The organism is Bremerella cremea (assembly GCF_003335505.1).
GTDB classification, from domain to species: domain Bacteria; phylum Planctomycetota; class Planctomycetia; order Pirellulales; family Pirellulaceae; genus Bremerella; species Bremerella cremea_A.
Genome location: NZ_QPEX01000044.1, coordinates 20,193 through 34,515, shown reverse-complemented (window position 1 = coordinate 34,515; position 14,323 = coordinate 20,193). Strand labels below are relative to the sequence as shown.

Annotated in this window: 17 protein-coding genes and 1 tRNA gene; 9 read left to right on the top strand and 9 right to left on the bottom strand. The window is 51.9% G+C overall.

What is annotated here, in order from left to right; genetic code table 11:
• Positions 1 to 33: 33 nt before the first annotated feature.
• On the bottom strand, positions 34 to 1,467 hold the full coding sequence (cls, locus tag DTL42_RS19765) for a cardiolipin synthase (protein ID WP_114371250.1): 1,434 nt from the start codon (positions 1,465 to 1,467) through the stop codon (positions 34 to 36).
• Between the two features lie 97 nt (positions 1,468 to 1,564).
• Here cls and DTL42_RS19760 point away from each other — a divergent pair, with 97 nt between their 5' ends.
• From DTL42_RS19760 to DTL42_RS26965, 3 genes are all read left to right on the top strand, one after another.
• Entirely contained in the window at positions 1,565 to 2,173 is a 609-nt protein-coding gene (locus tag DTL42_RS19760; protein WP_158545479.1) for a cob(I)yrinic acid a,c-diamide adenosyltransferase, read from the top strand.
• 474 nt (positions 2,174 to 2,647) lie between these two features.
• Complete coding sequence (locus tag DTL42_RS19755; RefSeq protein WP_114371246.1) at positions 2,648 to 4,192, top strand: mechanosensitive ion channel domain-containing protein; 1,545 nt, start codon at positions 2,648 to 2,650, stop codon at positions 4,190 to 4,192.
• A 234-nt stretch (positions 4,193 to 4,426) separates the two neighbouring features.
• On the top strand, positions 4,427 to 4,561 hold the full coding sequence (locus DTL42_RS26965) for a hypothetical protein (RefSeq protein WP_261341603.1): 135 nt from the start codon (positions 4,427 to 4,429) through the stop codon (positions 4,559 to 4,561).
• Between the two features lie 108 nt (positions 4,562 to 4,669).
• Here the strand turns inward: DTL42_RS26965 and DTL42_RS19750 are convergent, their stop codons facing one another.
• Positions 4,670 to 5,068 carry a VOC family protein gene (locus DTL42_RS19750; protein ID WP_114371244.1) on the bottom strand — a complete coding sequence of 133 codons (399 nt, stop codon included), beginning with the start codon at positions 5,066 to 5,068 and terminating at the stop codon, positions 4,670 to 4,672.
• A gap of 261 nt (positions 5,069 to 5,329) precedes the next feature.
• Between DTL42_RS19750 and DTL42_RS19745 the strand changes: the two genes are divergently transcribed.
• Positions 5,330 to 5,752, top strand: coding sequence for a YciI family protein (locus tag DTL42_RS19745; protein ID WP_114371242.1), 423 nt, complete (start codon positions 5,330 to 5,332; stop codon positions 5,750 to 5,752).
• An 18-nt stretch (positions 5,753 to 5,770) separates the two neighbouring features.
• Here the strand turns inward: DTL42_RS19745 and DTL42_RS19740 are convergent, their stop codons facing one another.
• Positions 5,771 to 6,409 carry a helix-turn-helix domain-containing protein gene (locus DTL42_RS19740; protein ID WP_114371240.1) on the bottom strand — a complete coding sequence of 213 codons (639 nt, stop codon included), beginning with the start codon at positions 6,407 to 6,409 and terminating at the stop codon, positions 5,771 to 5,773.
• 657 nt (positions 6,410 to 7,066) lie between these two features.
• Here DTL42_RS19740 and DTL42_RS19735 point away from each other — a divergent pair.
• The 3 genes from DTL42_RS19735 to DTL42_RS19725 all read left to right on the top strand — a co-directional run bounded on the left by DTL42_RS19735 (position 7,067) and on the right by DTL42_RS19725 (position 9,736).
• A complete protein-coding gene (locus tag DTL42_RS19735; RefSeq protein WP_114371238.1) occupies positions 7,067 to 7,627 on the top strand; it encodes a hypothetical protein in 561 nt (186 codons plus the stop codon).
• Positions 7,628 to 8,223: 596 nt separating this feature from the next.
• Positions 8,224 to 8,688: a DUF4198 domain-containing protein gene (locus tag DTL42_RS19730; protein WP_147274368.1), complete on the top strand. Its 465-nt coding sequence runs from the start codon at positions 8,224 to 8,226 to the stop codon at positions 8,686 to 8,688.
• A 97-nt stretch (positions 8,689 to 8,785) separates the two neighbouring features.
• Positions 8,786 to 9,736 (top strand): DUF1559 domain-containing protein, encoded by a 951-nt coding sequence (locus DTL42_RS19725; RefSeq protein WP_114371233.1) that lies wholly within the window; start codon positions 8,786 to 8,788, stop codon positions 9,734 to 9,736.
• A gap of 132 nt (positions 9,737 to 9,868) precedes the next feature.
• Here the strand turns inward: DTL42_RS19725 and DTL42_RS19720 are convergent.
• Positions 9,869 to 9,941: transfer RNA gene (locus DTL42_RS19720), tRNA-Arg, on the bottom strand.
• A gap of 321 nt (positions 9,942 to 10,262) precedes the next feature.
• Between DTL42_RS19720 and DTL42_RS19715 the strand changes: the two genes are divergently transcribed.
• Positions 10,263 to 11,207, top strand: a complete 945-nt coding sequence (locus DTL42_RS19715; RefSeq protein WP_158545478.1) for a tyrosine-type recombinase/integrase — start codon at positions 10,263 to 10,265, stop codon at positions 11,205 to 11,207.
• Between the two features lie 297 nt (positions 11,208 to 11,504).
• Complete coding sequence (locus DTL42_RS19710; RefSeq protein ID WP_158545477.1) at positions 11,505 to 12,287, top strand: hypothetical protein; 783 nt, start codon at positions 11,505 to 11,507, stop codon at positions 12,285 to 12,287.
• Here the strand turns inward: DTL42_RS19710 and DTL42_RS19705 are convergent.
• From DTL42_RS19705 to DTL42_RS19680, 5 genes are all read right to left on the bottom strand, one after another.
• Positions 12,284 to 12,811, bottom strand: a complete 528-nt coding sequence (locus DTL42_RS19705) for a hypothetical protein (protein ID WP_147274367.1) — start codon at positions 12,809 to 12,811, stop codon at positions 12,284 to 12,286. The two genes, DTL42_RS19710 and DTL42_RS19705, sit on opposite strands and share 4 nt — an antisense overlap.
• Before the next feature lie 111 nt (positions 12,812 to 12,922).
• Positions 12,923 to 13,147 (bottom strand): hypothetical protein, encoded by a 225-nt coding sequence (locus tag DTL42_RS19700; protein WP_114371224.1) that lies wholly within the window; start codon positions 13,145 to 13,147, stop codon positions 12,923 to 12,925.
• A gap of 16 nt (positions 13,148 to 13,163) precedes the next feature.
• Positions 13,164 to 13,385, bottom strand: coding sequence for a hypothetical protein (locus DTL42_RS19695; protein ID WP_114371222.1), 222 nt, complete (start codon positions 13,383 to 13,385; stop codon positions 13,164 to 13,166).
• Between the two features lie 77 nt (positions 13,386 to 13,462).
• A complete protein-coding gene (locus DTL42_RS19690; protein WP_114371220.1) occupies positions 13,463 to 13,693 on the bottom strand; it encodes a helix-turn-helix domain-containing protein in 231 nt (76 codons plus the stop codon).
• A gap of 292 nt (positions 13,694 to 13,985) precedes the next feature.
• On the bottom strand, positions 13,986 to 14,171 hold the full coding sequence (locus DTL42_RS19680; protein WP_114371216.1) for a hypothetical protein: 186 nt from the start codon (positions 14,169 to 14,171) through the stop codon (positions 13,986 to 13,988).
• Between the last annotated feature and the right edge of the window lie 152 nt (positions 14,172 to 14,323).

Sequence of the window (14,323 nt, the reverse complement as noted above, 5' to 3'; positions counted from 1 at the left end):
GTCGTTTATGCGGCTGCTAGCGATGGTGGCATGCTATTGAATTGGAGACATCAGCCGCGACAAGCTGACTCCTAAGCGGAACCAGAACGATCGCTCTTCCAGTTCGTGCGGATCAACCTTACGGCAATGCTCGAAGTCGTCTAGTAGCATCTCTTCAACCGATTTTGCGAACGAATGGCTCACGATCGCAACCATCATCTCGAAGTTGAGGCGGAACGAGCGGTTATCGAGATTCGCCGTACCAACGGCGGCAAATTGATCGTCGACCAACAGAACCTTCTGATGTAAGAAGCCGGGTTGATAGCGGTAAAAAGAAATCCGGTCCGCGATGGCCGTTTCTGAAATGAAATGAAAGCTCGAAAGATAAACCAGCAAATGGTCAGGCCGCTCGGGAAGCATAATGCGGACATCGCAACCCCGCAGTGCTGCTAATTGCAACGCACACACAACTTGCTTGTCGGGCACAAAGTAAGGAGACGCAATCCAAATCCGTCGTCTAGCCGAATTGATCGCATGCACAAAGAACAGACCGCACGTCTCAACCTCGTCGGCCGGGCTCATCGGAATTACCAGGGCCGCGTGTGGCGCATCTTCAGCCGCCGTTTCTTTCCAGTTCACCGCTGGCGTTTGACCGGAAGCCCAGTACCAGTCTTCTAAAAACGACCATTGGATGGCCTGGACTGCGGGACCGCGGATTTCTATGTGTGTATCGCGCCAAGGACCGAACTTGGGAGAAAGCCCAAGATACTCGTCACCAAAGTTGTGTCCCCCAACCGCAGCGATCTTGCCGTCGACGACGACGATCTTGCGGTGATTGCGGAAGTTCAGTTGAAAGCGATTCCCTTTCCCTCGTGTCGTATGAAACGCGGTGACATGGATGCCGGCTTGATGAAGTTCGTGGATGAAATTCCGGGTAAGTTGATAACTACCGATTTCATCGTACAAAAAATAAATCCGTACCCCTTCGCTCGCTTTACGGGTTAACTGCTCGCGGAATCGCTCGCCCACGCCGTCGTCGCGGAAGATGTAGGTTTGCAGCAAGACATAGTCTGTGGCTGTTTCTATCGCGTCGTAAATGGCGTCAAAGGTTGCCTTTCCGTTAACGAGCAAGCGAATCGCGTTGGAATGGGTATACGGAAAATCGGCCAGACGTTCGAGCACCAACAATTCGGGATGATGTTCAAAGTCGGCGACCACAGAAGAATCGACCACGCGAAACGTTTGCGTGTTGTCTTTGATGCTGCGACTACGAATCCGGCGGGTATTAACGTATCCCTGAAATTTGCTACGTCCAAAGATCCAATAGAACGGCAAAGCAATGTAAGGAACAAAGATCAGCAACAAAGCCCACCCGATTGCTCCTTGCGAAGTGCGAGACTTCATGATGGCGTCAACCGCCGTGAAGAGCCCCATCAAGTGAAAGATGGGAAGGATAATTGCAAGGAGCGTGTAAAAATTCAGTTCCATCTTGGACCGGTTACCTTCGACACCGCCATTCTCTTGGCGATGAGCATTTGTAATGATGGGGAATACGTGTGCCCAGTTTAATCCGGAGAGCAACTTGATGTCGATTCACATTCACCGAATCTATACCCGTGCCGGCGACGGTGGAGAAACAGCCCTGGCGGGCGGTGTGAAGGTCTCGAAATCTTCTCTGGAAGTCGAATCTTACGGGGAATCTGATGAATTAATCAGCTATTTGGGGGTCGTTCGTGCGGTGGCGAATGATCCTTCCAGCCGGCCAAGTGACGAGATCGCAGCAGAAACTGACGAAGTTTTTTTGAAAATTCAGAATACGTTGTACGAAGCCGGCGCCGTTCTCGCTGCGCGGACACCGCTTTCGCCAGAGGCCGCCACTTACGAGGCCGCGCAAGATCCCCGTATTTCTTTTCTCGAAAATCGCATCGATCAGTATCGCGAGCTGTTTGACGCGATTGATGGGTTCACAATTCCGGGCGATTGCGTTTTGAATGCGCATGCACACGTAGCGCGAACCATTTGTCGTCGCTGGGAGCGTGTTTTGGTACGGCGGCACGAGGCAGCGCCGCTTGAACCTTGGGTGTTAGCGTACGCGAATCGCCTGAGTGACTATTTGTTTGCCTATACCCGTTGGATAACGGCCAAGCTTTCCACGCAAGAGAAATTGTGGAAAGGTCGATCAGGGGAAGGTTGATTCGGGAAGTGCCGCCTAAAGGGATCGCAATCGCAATTACGGCTGCTCGGCTTCTACTTCGCGTATTTCGAACGATCGGCTGCCCTCTGCGACATAAAAAAGAGAAGACGCGAGGTTTCGCGTTCTATCCTTGGTAACCATCGGAGGAAGACCCAAGACGAACGATCGTTGCCGTACGCTTCCGTGGCGCTTGGTTCAAGACTGAGTTGTTTTTCCCACAGATTTGCGTGTTTGCTCGCGCTTCGCTTGGTGATCAGGCGGTTGCCCTTCTTTAGCAATCGCCCCAAGATGGTATTACCCCTTGCTTAAGGCGGAGACTTGCAAGGGGTTATTTGAAGACTGCGCTGTGAATTAAACAGGGGCGACCAAAGGTAGCCTGGAATTCTTAGATAACACGTCTAAGTAAGTTTAGATCGCGTGCACAGAAATCATAAGTTCGCAAATCGTACTGAATCAAGACGAGGGGAAAACGACATGAGGTTGGCAAGTCTATTTACGTTATTACTGCTATGTTTTAGTCCGGCGTTCGACCTGCTGGGGCAGGAAACGGCAAATGACAAAGCAGCTACGAAGGATTCGTATACCCCTGTTACGACGATCGATCCCGCGATTCCGATCGATCAATTGGTGATTATGGTTCGCCCGCTGACCAAGCATGAATTGGAAGGAGAAGCCAAGGCCTGGTTCGATTTGCTCCGGGCCAAGTCTCGCCAGATTGCCGCCGCACGGCTGGGAGTGAAGAAGACCAACGAAGCAATGTCGGCTGATAGCGAAGAGGCCGCCAAGGCATCCTTGGAAGAAGCCCAGTTGGTTAAAGAAAGAGCTGAAGTTGAAGCGAAGAAAGCCGAAAAAGAAATCGTCGATGCCGCGCAAAAAGAACTGGGCGTTGATGGAGTTAGTAAGGTTGAAAATCAACCCGCCGAAGATGCCAAGACTGATGAAGAAGCTGCCCCTGAGCCAACCGATGTAAAAGCAGCCTCAAAAACGAAAGTGAACTTGCTGGCCAATGTCAGTAAATTGCAAGATCAACGGGCTGCTCTGGCCGAACGTTTAGGCGTTGTCATCGATTCGCTGCAGCGCAAAGGAGGCGACGTTGAGGACTATCAAAAATACATCAATGCTGTGGTAGGAATCGAGGTCGACACGGCCGATATGGCGGAAGTTTGGGCTGCGATGAACGGTTGGGTGTTGTCTAAAGAGGGAGGACAACGCGTTGCGTGGAATCTGTCTAAGTTCATTATCATTTTGCTGATCAGTTATCTGATCGCCAAGGTCATTCAGAAGGTGACCAACTGGTTGCTAGAGCGTCGGCTGCGCCTAAGCCGATTGGCAGAATCGTTGATTGCCCGGATGATTAAGAACGTGGTCATGGTGATCGGTTTTGCGATTGCTCTGACGGCGCTTGAAGTTGATATCACGCCCATCGTCGCTGCAATTGGGGCTACTGGTTTAGTGGTTGGCTTGGCACTGCAAGGAACGCTCAGTAATTTTGCCAGCGGCATTATGATTCTTGTGAACCGCCCATTCGACGTGGGCGACGTAGTGACGGCCGGCGGAGTGACGGGCGTGATTCATCAGATGAATTTGGTTTCGACTACGTTTCGCACGTTCGATAACCAGACGATTCATGTGCCGAACAACTCGATCTGGAATAACGTGATCACCAACATCACCGCCAACCCAACACGTCGTGTTGATCTCGAATTCAGCATCGGATACGACGACGACTTCGAGCAGGCAGAACAGATCATCATGGATGTGGTGAAAAGTCACGCCCTGGTTCTCAAAGATCCTGCCCCGCAAGTCGTTACGCATGATTTGGCTGATTCGTCGGTGAACATCGTCTGCCGCCCTTGGGCCAAGACCAGCGATTGGTGGGCCGTGAAGACCGATATCACCCGATCCGTCAAACGCCGATTCGACGAAGCCGGCATCACCATCCCTTACCCACAGCAAGATGTGCATTTCCATCCCAGGGGAACCGAAGCTCTTCAAAACGGGGAGCCATCGCCAGCCTAAGCAGAGCCCCGTTGGGCTTCGATAAGGGAAGAGCCAAAAGAATCAAAAACCGCCAGCATGCAAGTTGGCGGTTTTTTTGGTGCGTATGCAATTCGCGAGACTTGTCTTGCTTAAACATTGGGGCTGATCGCGGTAGTCGGTTTCCCACGATTCGACGATCTCGTTTTTTTGCTATCACAACTCACGTCACTGTGACGTTGTTCGTCGTAACGCGTAGGAGAGGCAAGCCCGCAGATGACCATTGCTCTGCAGGTGGATTTGCCCCCCTACCCTTTTGTGATGACGGTTGCCATCGCCGCATCTGCCGCGTTGATGATGCCGGTCGCTTCGCCTGTGAATACGTTCGTGATGGGGCCAGGCCAGTATTGATTTGGCGACTACATGAAGATCGGTACACCTCGTTACCGTGCTGGTGTTGATCTTATGGGTCGTCTTGATTCCGTGGCTCTACGGTTAACCAGTGGTTCTACGCAGGCCTCAATTAGATGAACTGCTTTGCGTGGCGACCCACCAAGTGGTTCCCCCTGCATCTTGAAACCCGCCTCGCTTGTCGTCGTCCGACGTTTTCTGAGAGGGCTCTTGAATGGAGGTCGCACCAGCGGCGAGTGCGCTGGCAAATACGGCGTCAACATCAGGAACATAGATATGAACATGCGCCGGGCAGGCGGGCCAGTTTTCTACCTCGTCGGCAAGCATGATCACGGTGTCGTCGATCCGGACTTCGGCATGCATGATGCTGCCATTTTCGCGGTCGATGCGACGAAGTGGAGTTGCTGAAAACACATTGCGCAGAAATTCAATCGTGGCTGCCGCCCCTTTCACAATCAAGTAAGGGGACGCCGAGTTGTAACGGTCAGGCTTATAGGCGGTTTCCATGGTGCCTTTCCAGGACGAGGGACGATCGAAACGGAAGGTTCAGCCGATTTTATTGATGTCTGCGCTGGTAATTCAATATGACTATGGGCCAACTTGCCACCAATCCAATAGGGTGACCGGAAAGTAAGGGGAAACCAGACCGGCGAAATCGAAAAAACTTTTCCCCGCATGTCGATCCGCTGCTTCACTGTTCGTCTATTCCACGATGGACGAAACTAGAACTCGCTCGTCCACACTTTCCTTAAATAAAGGTTTCACTCCATGAAAGTTATGGTCGTTATCAAAGCGTCACCCGATTCCGAAGCTGGTAAGTTGCCTTCGACAGATTTATTAGAAGCGATGGGAAAATTTAATCAGCAGTTAGTCGATGCCGGTGTGATGCTGGCTGGCGAAGGGCTCAAGCCTAGTTCTGCCGGGGCACGAGTACGTTTTCAAGGGGATGAACGGATTGTCACTGATGGCCCCTTTGCCGAAACGAAAGAACTGATTGCCGGATTTTGGCTGTGGCAGGTCGGATCGCTACAGGAAGCGATTGATTGGCTGAAGAAATGCCCGTCGCCGATGGAAGGGGATTCAGAGTTCGAGATTCGCCCGGTTTACGAGATGGACGACTTCGCTGAAAACGATCCCACCGGCGAGATCCGCGCGCACGAGCAGCAGTTACGTGATCAACTAGCCGGATAAAACGCAGCGAAGAAACGATTACGGGTCGGAAGCTTGATTCAGACAAGCTGCTCCGGCAGCCGTATCAAAGCAATCGTCTAAAAACACCAGCTTCCCTCGGCGGAACTTTAGCAAGTTCGAGATCTGAATCGGTGCCGATAACGGACGCCCGATGGGATGAATCCATGACTGGCCCCAAATAATGGCATTGGGGCCTTGGCAGATGTATTGAAAGCACTTCTCGAAGTCATGATCGGGGACTTCGAGCACACTGAAAAAAATATGAAAGCATTGCCGAGCCGCTTCAAGGCCGCGGTGCTCGCCTGCAAACGGAATATCAGCCGGATTGCCTGCGATCCGAAAGACAACTTCCGGGTCGATCATGTCTTCCAGTACATCGATCGTGTTCTTCTTATGGATATGAAACGCATAGATATAGCGTTGGGCAAGCTGAATCGGATCGCAAGCGAGGTCTTCCCAATAAAGTTGCTCTTCCTCGCTGCTGAGCGCTTCGGCTAAGTCTGAGATCGTATCGCGGGCGATCGGTGCCCCTGCCTCGGCCTTGCTGATGAGCCGTTCGCTGTAGCCGGCGCGGCGAGCTAAATCGGCCTGAGTCCATCCATTCCGCAGACGAAGTTGTCGAAGAAAGTCGCGATTACAAGCGAAAGCGCGGCTCATGCGTGACCTGGGGTAAACGTCGTGGTTTCAAGGAAAGACGTTGCTAACCGAGAATTTGGCGGGCTACCGTCGATGTTGGATGTAGTTACTCTATTTCGTGAATCAAAAATTGACAACCAATCTGCTACTGCTCGCCTAAAACATAGCTCAGAGCTTGTCGAAGCTAACTTGGTATTCCTCGATTCGGAATTGAAAACGTTTGCGAACGAAGCGTAAAAAGAAGTGAATTGCCTATAAATGCCATCATGAACGTGCAGTTTCTGAGGGGAGCTCTGCGGGAAAAAAATCAACCAGAAGGGTGGAGAAATCTCACTTACGGCCTAGGAAAGTGATTTCGCCTCCTTGAGACGGGCGAGCATCTCTGTGGAGTGATGGAAGAAGACTGCAGTTCTTTACGCGAGAGCAAGCACTAGACGTTGAGCTGAAAAAAGCCTTAGAAAGTTAGCTACGGATATGGCAGTAGATTGCCCCTAGGGTAGGATGTCTGAGCAGGCTCTGCAACTAAACGGGGGGCAACTGTGACGAAGATAGAATGCTCGGTCTGTCGGAAAATAGATCGCCTAACGGAACTTAGCCGGGTGGATTTCAGGTTGGTTCCCCAGCACGCTTGGCAGCAGATCCTTAGCAAACCAAACAGCAAGTCGTTGACGGAATATCATGAACACCAATCCGTTTGAGTCACCGGTTGCTATCACTCAAGTTGATGACTTGGGGGAGACCAGTCCTCAGTTGGTCGCAGCCAGGCGTACGGCGGTGTTCTCGGTTCGGGCCGCAATTTTGATTCTGTTGGTTGCAGGTTTGTTCAATTATTATGCCTTCGATCAGGTTGTCGTCACGGATGTCGTTGCTCCACGTTTTCAGACTACGGTTCGTGTAACCAACCTTACCGGTATGGTTGCCATCACGCTGGTGGCTTGGTTTTTGTTCGTGCCGGCCTTGGAAGTACTGGGTCGAATGTTGCGGCATTTGTCAGGCGAGAAGACCCCGGTTGCTGCCTGGAACGAATCGCTCTATCGCTCGCTTAGACTCGCCGTTTATTTCGCTATCCCTGGGGCAATTCTTTGGGGCATTTGGGTGATAGGTTTCTACTTCGTCCACCTTAATTTTATGGTGCTCTCGATTGCGGTTGGCGTCCCTGCCCATCTCTTGGCAGCTGGGTTGTATCTTCCGCTGCTTTTTCGCTGGTACTTGTTGGCTCGTTCTAAATCGGAACCGTAGCCCGCTGGAGTGCATGGCAAACCCCTGAATGAACCTTGTTTTGACTTCTTGGCAGTGCTTCGGCTAAGGGTGCGCAGAAATAATTTTTGCGTCGGCGAAGGGTTCCTATCATGCGAACGATTAGCACGGTAGGCGTTTAAAAAAACGTGTATCGCCGCAACAGTGCGTGGTTCTTTTAAGTTAGCGAATAAGTGCTTGTGAAATAACTCTAATGAAATGAACGCAGCCGCTTGCCTTCATCAATTCTTCAATGAATTCGGCGTTAAGAAACGGTCGGATCGTCTTTTGTGGGTGTTATAGTGCGGCCTTTTAAGTGGCAGAAAGCTGGAATTTTTGTAACACCTCGGCCACAGCATCATTCCGGTTGTAAACGTCTGCGTTGTCAATCGATCAGAGGCAACCAACCGCAGCCTTAAGATTCGGCGATGAAGTACCGTTTCTTCGGTTTTAGATTGCGTACGCAGACGTTCCCAATGGCTCGAAAGTTGTGGCAAGTAAGAAGCGAACGGCTGATGCAAGTGAGTTCACGCGAGCATTGCTCCCTAACCAGCTTCCCCCTGCCAAGGTTCACATCGTTTGAAAATAGGAGCGTTACTTTGTCCTGTAATTGCATGACGTTGATGGTCTTGACGGCTGTGGTCGCGCTAACTGGCTGCGATACCGCAGTGCAAACCGACTACAGCAAACTGGGACTCGTCGAAGTAAGCGGCAAAATTACTTTCGATGGCAAGCCTCTTTCGGACGCGACGGTCATGTTTGAAGCGCCCGACGAGACCTATTCGTACGGCAAGACCGACGAAAGCGGGCACTACACGATGATGTTCAACACCGAGAAAACCGGCGTCACACCAGGCAAAAAGATTGTGCGTGTTGTGACCGGCAGTGTGGGAGACATCGGCGCCGGGGAAGGTGATGAAGAGGAAGAACAAAGTGCCCCGGCACAGCAAGTTGCTGTCCCCAAATGCTACAACCAAAAATCAAAAATCGAAGTCGATGTCAAAACGTCCGCTACGTTCAACTTCGACCTGAAGACCGACTGTTCGACGACCGGCCCAAGCTAGATTTCGAGTTCTATTTCTAGCTGTCATTTATTCGTTTTAGGAAACGCGTTGCTGATTTTCTCAGGTAACGGCAACGCACCAACAGGAGTGTATCTCGATGAACATTCAGAAAACCAAACCGAGGCTTCGTTCTGGTTTTACCCTGGTGGAATTGCTGGTGGTGATTGCGATTATCGGCGTATTGATCTCTTTGCTTTTGCCGGCGGTGCAACAAGCCCGTGAAGCTGCTCGGCGGATGCAGTGTAGCAACAATATGAAGCAAATCGGCTTGGGGCTGCATAACTACCACGACACCCACAAAGTGTTTCCGCCTGGCTGGTTTAACCGAGGGCATTTGTGGAGCGGACGAATTCTTCCTTATATCGAGCAGAAGAATCTGTACGATACGCTGCTCTTCGGCGAAAGCGATAACTGGGCACCAGCCGGGCCGAACGAAGACGCCTGTGGAACATTCATCAGCGCCTACTTCTGCCCGACGATGCCCCTGCCCCAGCATTACGACAGCTTCAATAGCATTAAGAATCGTGTGCCGATGAGCTACTTGGGGAACTCAGGAACGTTGTCGAGTGCGGATAAAGTAAAACAGGTGAACACTTCTTACGGTCCCCTCTCGCTGCAAGCGCTCGATCAGAACGGCGTGATCTTTGGATGTAAGGGGATGCGGTTTGCGGATATCACAGATGGTACGTCGAACACAATTGCCGTCGGCGAAGCTCAAACCGATCCGAAGTTTGGCAAAGACGGACAAGCGGTCGATCACTGGTACATCGGCTCGAATCAAATCGACCCTTGCCGCTGCGATGGCAGCAATCACGGAGCCGAATTCAGCGAAACCGTTGGCTCAGCGGCCGTGAAGATGAATGCTCGCCTGAACGATCCATCTGTCTCAGGCCACCTGTTGGAATTGTCGTTCGGCAGCTACCACCCTGGCGGAGCCATGTTTACCCGCTGCGACGGCTCGGTAGCATTCCTGCCGGACACAATCAACTTCAACACCTACCAGGCCCTCTTCACCCGCAACGGCGGCGAAGTAAACCAAGGCTACTAATTTCAACTTAGCAGCCCAAAAAGCAAAAAAAGCCACCACAAGGACTTGCTGCCAAGCGAGTCCTTTTTTTGTGGCCCCAGCACCAGCCCCAAGAAAAAGGCCAGCCAAGCAAGAGTTTAAAAGAGAAAAAAGTGCCCCCGGGTGGAATCGAACCACCGACCTGCGGTTTAGGAAACCGTCGCTCTATCCCCTGAGCTACGAGGGCAAGTGCCGTTTTCCCCGTGTTTTAGCCACTTTTTTGGGCCTTGGCACCAAATCGCGAATGACTAGTCGGGGGCTGCAAGTCGCGGCTTCGCGGGACTGGCATTCCGGGAACATCGTCATGGCTCGCAAGCACTTAGGCCGAAAACAGGGAAGTCGGAACAAAGGATTTTTCTATCGTAGCGGTAGAGGTTGGTACACAAAAGAGGGCGGCAGGTTCACTCCCCTCACGGATGAAAACGGGAACCGGCTGAAAGACCCTGAAATCAAGGAATCGGTCGTCAAAAAAGCCTACGCTCGCTTTCTGGCAGCAGAAAAGCAGGCCATGGTCCAGCTGGTGACCGGGGTTACCGTTCAGGAAGTCTGTGAGGCCTATCTGGCCAACTGCAAGGCGAACGATTCCCCGGCCACCTTCGTGATGCGTTCGACCAGCCTGTTCGACTTCTGTTCCGGTTTTCCGGGGAAATATCGGGACGGGCGAAAGAGGAATCCCAAGGATCGCATCCACGACGGCTACGGAGGCATGCCAGTGGACGACCTGAAGCCGATCCACGTCGATCAGTGGCTCCAGGCCCATCCCGGCTGGAATGGCTCCAAACGATCCCACATCCAGGGCCTCAAGCGGGCCTTTAACTACGCCGCCAAGCAGGAGATGATCCCTCGGAACCCGATCAAGGGTTTCAAGGCTCCCAAAGGCAATGGCCGGGTTACCTATATCGAGCCGGAGCAAGAGGAGGCGATGATTGCGAACACCAACAAAGCCTTCGGCGAGGCCATTCGCATCCTGATCCGCACCGGAGCCCGGCCTGGAATCGAATTCGCCAGCCTGACGGCTGCTCATGTCATCGACCATGGTGACAAGATGGAGTGGGTTTTCAAGGCCGAGGAATCCAAGACGGGCCGGAAGCGGATCATCTACGTGACCGATCCCCATATCATGTCGATCGTCCGCCGCCAGATTGAACGCCATAACGCTGGCCCACTATTTCGCAACACTCGTGGAAACCCTTGGACTATGGAAGGGCTGCGGCCATCCTTCGACCGAGTTCGACGCAAGCTGAAGAAGAAAGGAATTACTCTCGACAAGGACGCGTGCGTCTATTCGTTCCGGCACACTTACGCCAAGAGATGCCTGGATGGGTATTGGACGCAGAAACCGATCAGCGTCGAGACGCTTTCGAAGCTGATGGGAAACTCTGTGGAGATTTGCCGAGAGCATTACTTGGCTTGGGATCAGAGGTATACTGAGCAGCTATGGGCTGCTTGCTGAGTTTTCTTACTTTGGTTGTTCAGTGGCATCGAGCGAGTAATTTGTTCTGCTAGAGAGCTATCCATGAGTCTAAAGACATTCATTATCGGATCGGTGTTCGTTGCATGCTTGCTGGGGGCGGGATACTGCTTACATATTGCGTCGACATCTCAGAATCCATCGCCGCGAGAGACATTCCTATTAAGTGTCGTGTTATTCCTGCTCTCGTCGGTGTCCTCAATTGTCATAGGGTACTTTTTCGCAAAGTACTCAACGACGGAGAAGGTTGATACGTTCGCTGAACGCTCGGCGGAGAAGATGATCAATTTGTCAAATGAGTTGATGCGTCTTAGTACCTACCTTGAGGAGACCGAAGAGGTCGCAGATCAAGAGTTCAATCATTATGCAGCACAGAATGCCTATCGTCACCGGATCGAAGCAGCCGCCCGCATGGCGCAGAATATCGCAATAACCAATGTCACTCTTGGAAACGATTGGTTGGCCGTTGCTTCGGCTGACACAGCCACAGCGATTGATAGAAAATACGCGGCATTCCGCAGCCAGATCGAGGATGTACAAGAGTTGGAGAGGCTTCAGCAAACCAACGCGACGTCACAAGCAAATGTTTCAATTCCAATCGAAAATAGAATCGCGGAAATTGAGCAACGGATGCTGGCGAGACAAGACTCAATTCCGAAAATCCCGGTAAGACAAGTCGCTCAAAAGGCGGTGATCGCAAATCAGCAAATCGATGAGGCCAGTGACAACCGTCAGTCCGGATATTTGACACTTTCCGTTGTTCGGGACCTTTTTATTGCTACTGGTAGCGGAACGCTTCAGCCGCATATGACTTCCGTTCCATCCATCCATGTAGAATTGATCAAGTCGCCGCCTGAAGTCGATACCAAAAGTTTGTTAATCAGGCCTGGCACAGGCACTACATATGACTTTAACATTACTTTAAAATCAACGGCGTTTAATGTGTTTGTGCCAAAGGGTGATTACAGATTTCGGTATGAAGCAGTTTGTTCCGATGGGGAACTTGATTCCGTCAATAATGAGGCGAGTGTATCAAACAGTAAAGAAGAAGCACCTAATTAGAAGCGCTTAAGACGATCCTCAACTTGTCGCAAGAACTGTTCGACGTCTCTGAGCCTTGCTGCTTCGAATGCACGCGGCTGACCTTTGTATGCAAAAGGATCGTTTCCGTCCCAAAACAGCCAGTTCGAAATTCTGATACGCCATTCTTCCAGTTGGGGACCATTGGATTCGCCTTCTTCTTTCATGCCAGTCTCCCAGAGCTGAGTAGAGGCACCAGCCTCTAGGATTTGAAATGGATTCTTGTCTGCTACACCGATTCCGATAATGCCTTTCCCTTTTGCCCACATTAGCACGAAATCTCCCTTTTCGACCTCTTCCATGTGAGGGTACTCGATTTCAACTGGCCAAGCGGCAGCAACATTCATTCGTCGCATTAGACCTTCCAGCCTTTTCTCAGTTGGAAAGTCTCGATGTCGCCGGTTTGTATTACAAAACCAAAACTGACGTACGTTTCGTTCCTCAAGCATGATGCTAAGGGATGCTGACGATACAATCCGGTAGGGATATTGTTGTTTATCATTCATCGGATGCCATGCCCCTTGGACTTATTGAACAGAGGCTCTTTGATAAGAAAAGTAAGAGCTGCACTCCGCGATTTTCGGAGTACAGCTTTCTGATGTCAACATAGGAGAAGATTACTTCTTCTCCGTCGCTCGTTGGATCGCGTACATAATCCCGCCAGCGATCGCCAATGGAGCAACGACCGGTGCCGCCGCTGCTACGGCTACGGCGGCTGATGTCCCCGCAAGGACTTTCGTGGCGACAACTGCCTCGGTAACAAGAGCTCCGGTGACTTGGCGGGCAGCCGCTGTGTGTTCGAAGCGGTACACGACAAAGCAAGCCGCTGGTTCGCCAATCACAGAAACTATGGTTGGGCTATTTCGTGGCCTTCCCGATGAGGTAAGCCAAGCCACCAGCAATCGCGATTGGCACCGCGATCGGTGCTGCCGCGACAACAGCGGCAGACACAGCAGGGCCTGCGACAGCTTTCGCCGTGATCGCGGCTCCCAGAGTGGCCGCACCTACGACTTGCTTGCCAACGGAAGTGTGGTCAAGCCCATGTTTGATGGCATGGGCAGTGTGTGCAAGATTTGACATCGTTCTAATTCCTTTGTGGAAAGGAAGGGAAATCGCTGACAAACACATCAGCGTTGAAATTCGAATAAAGTTTCGGGTCATGTCCAAACGCTTGGGTCGAATTTCGGCGACTGGCGTTTGGCAGTTTCTTTCTGTTCAGCGGGTTTGGTGTTGGCTTCGATAAAGTCATCGAGCCATTCCCGCTTGAATTTAAGGGGAGCTCCCTCGGTCGCCTGGAAGTAGCGGATGATGCCGCGATTTACCAGCTTTCGAAGGCCGGAGACCGAGTAGCCGAGATATTCGGCAGCCTGATTGATAGTCATGAGCATGCGATTAAGCCTGATACATGAAACAGGAAAACCATCCGTGGCAGTGCCTGGGCTTCACTCCAAAGCCGCTTGGTCATTTGGCGTAAGGTGAGGGACGCAGGCCGTGGTTCAGATAGAATGAGATCTCCGTGCAATTGATCTCCCACTCTTTCGATCGACCACGACCACATGCGCGTTTCCGGGCGATGATCCTCTCAGTGCGGCACCATTCGCGAACGGTGTAGGCAGCCCTGCCGACAATGGCAGCGAACTCTGCCGGTGAGTACCATTGCTTTTCCATGGGGATGATCTCCTAGGTGGCTGTCTGGACGCGGCTGCGATCGCGAAGGATGCTCACCGCCGTCTTTATATCGAGACCTTGATTCTTTGCCTTGCGGCACTCCTTCAAGAGGTCTTCCAGCAGATCGATCAGGGCGGGAAGGCTTAGGCCCACTTTTGCTTGGACCGACACCTTTGCTTGCGGAAGCTGGCAACTCACCTTTCTGATGCTGCCTGGGCGTGTCACTTGGGATCTACGACTTTGACTGTGGCGATGATCGCCAGCACAGCGTGATTGCTAGGCCTAGTCATTTCAACGATGCGGGCAATTGGTTGCTGAAAGGGCAAGGCCTTTTGACCGGATGAGCACGG

Bases quoted from the DNA above. Each gene is read 5' to 3' on its own strand.
- cls (WP_114371250.1), bottom strand. From the start codon at position 1,467: ATGGAACTGAATTTTTACACGCTCCTTGCAATTATCCTTCCCATCTTT.
- DTL42_RS19760 (WP_158545479.1), top strand. From the start codon at position 1,565: ATGTCGATTCACATTCACCGAATCTATACCCGTGCCGGCGACGGTGGA.
- DTL42_RS19755 (WP_114371246.1), top strand. From the start codon at position 2,648: ATGAGGTTGGCAAGTCTATTTACGTTATTACTGCTATGTTTTAGTCCG.
- DTL42_RS26965 (WP_261341603.1), top strand. From the start codon at position 4,427: ATGACCATTGCTCTGCAGGTGGATTTGCCCCCCTACCCTTTTGTGATG.
- DTL42_RS19750 (WP_114371244.1), bottom strand. From the start codon at position 5,068: ATGGAAACCGCCTATAAGCCTGACCGTTACAACTCGGCGTCCCCTTAC.
- DTL42_RS19745 (WP_114371242.1), top strand. From the start codon at position 5,330: ATGAAAGTTATGGTCGTTATCAAAGCGTCACCCGATTCCGAAGCTGGT.
- DTL42_RS19740 (WP_114371240.1), bottom strand. From the start codon at position 6,409: ATGAGCCGCGCTTTCGCTTGTAATCGCGACTTTCTTCGACAACTTCGT.
- DTL42_RS19735 (WP_114371238.1), top strand. From the start codon at position 7,067: ATGAACACCAATCCGTTTGAGTCACCGGTTGCTATCACTCAAGTTGAT.
- DTL42_RS19725 (WP_114371233.1), top strand. From the start codon at position 8,786: ATGAACATTCAGAAAACCAAACCGAGGCTTCGTTCTGGTTTTACCCTG.
- DTL42_RS19715 (WP_158545478.1), top strand. From the start codon at position 10,263: ATGGTCCAGCTGGTGACCGGGGTTACCGTTCAGGAAGTCTGTGAGGCC.
- DTL42_RS19710 (WP_158545477.1), top strand. From the start codon at position 11,505: ATGATCAATTTGTCAAATGAGTTGATGCGTCTTAGTACCTACCTTGAG.
- DTL42_RS19705 (WP_147274367.1), bottom strand. From the start codon at position 12,811: ATGAATGATAAACAACAATATCCCTACCGGATTGTATCGTCAGCATCC.
- DTL42_RS19695 (WP_114371222.1), bottom strand. From the start codon at position 13,385: ATGTCAAATCTTGCACACACTGCCCATGCCATCAAACATGGGCTTGAC.
- DTL42_RS19690 (WP_114371220.1), bottom strand. From the start codon at position 13,693: ATGCTCATGACTATCAATCAGGCTGCCGAATATCTCGGCTACTCGGTC.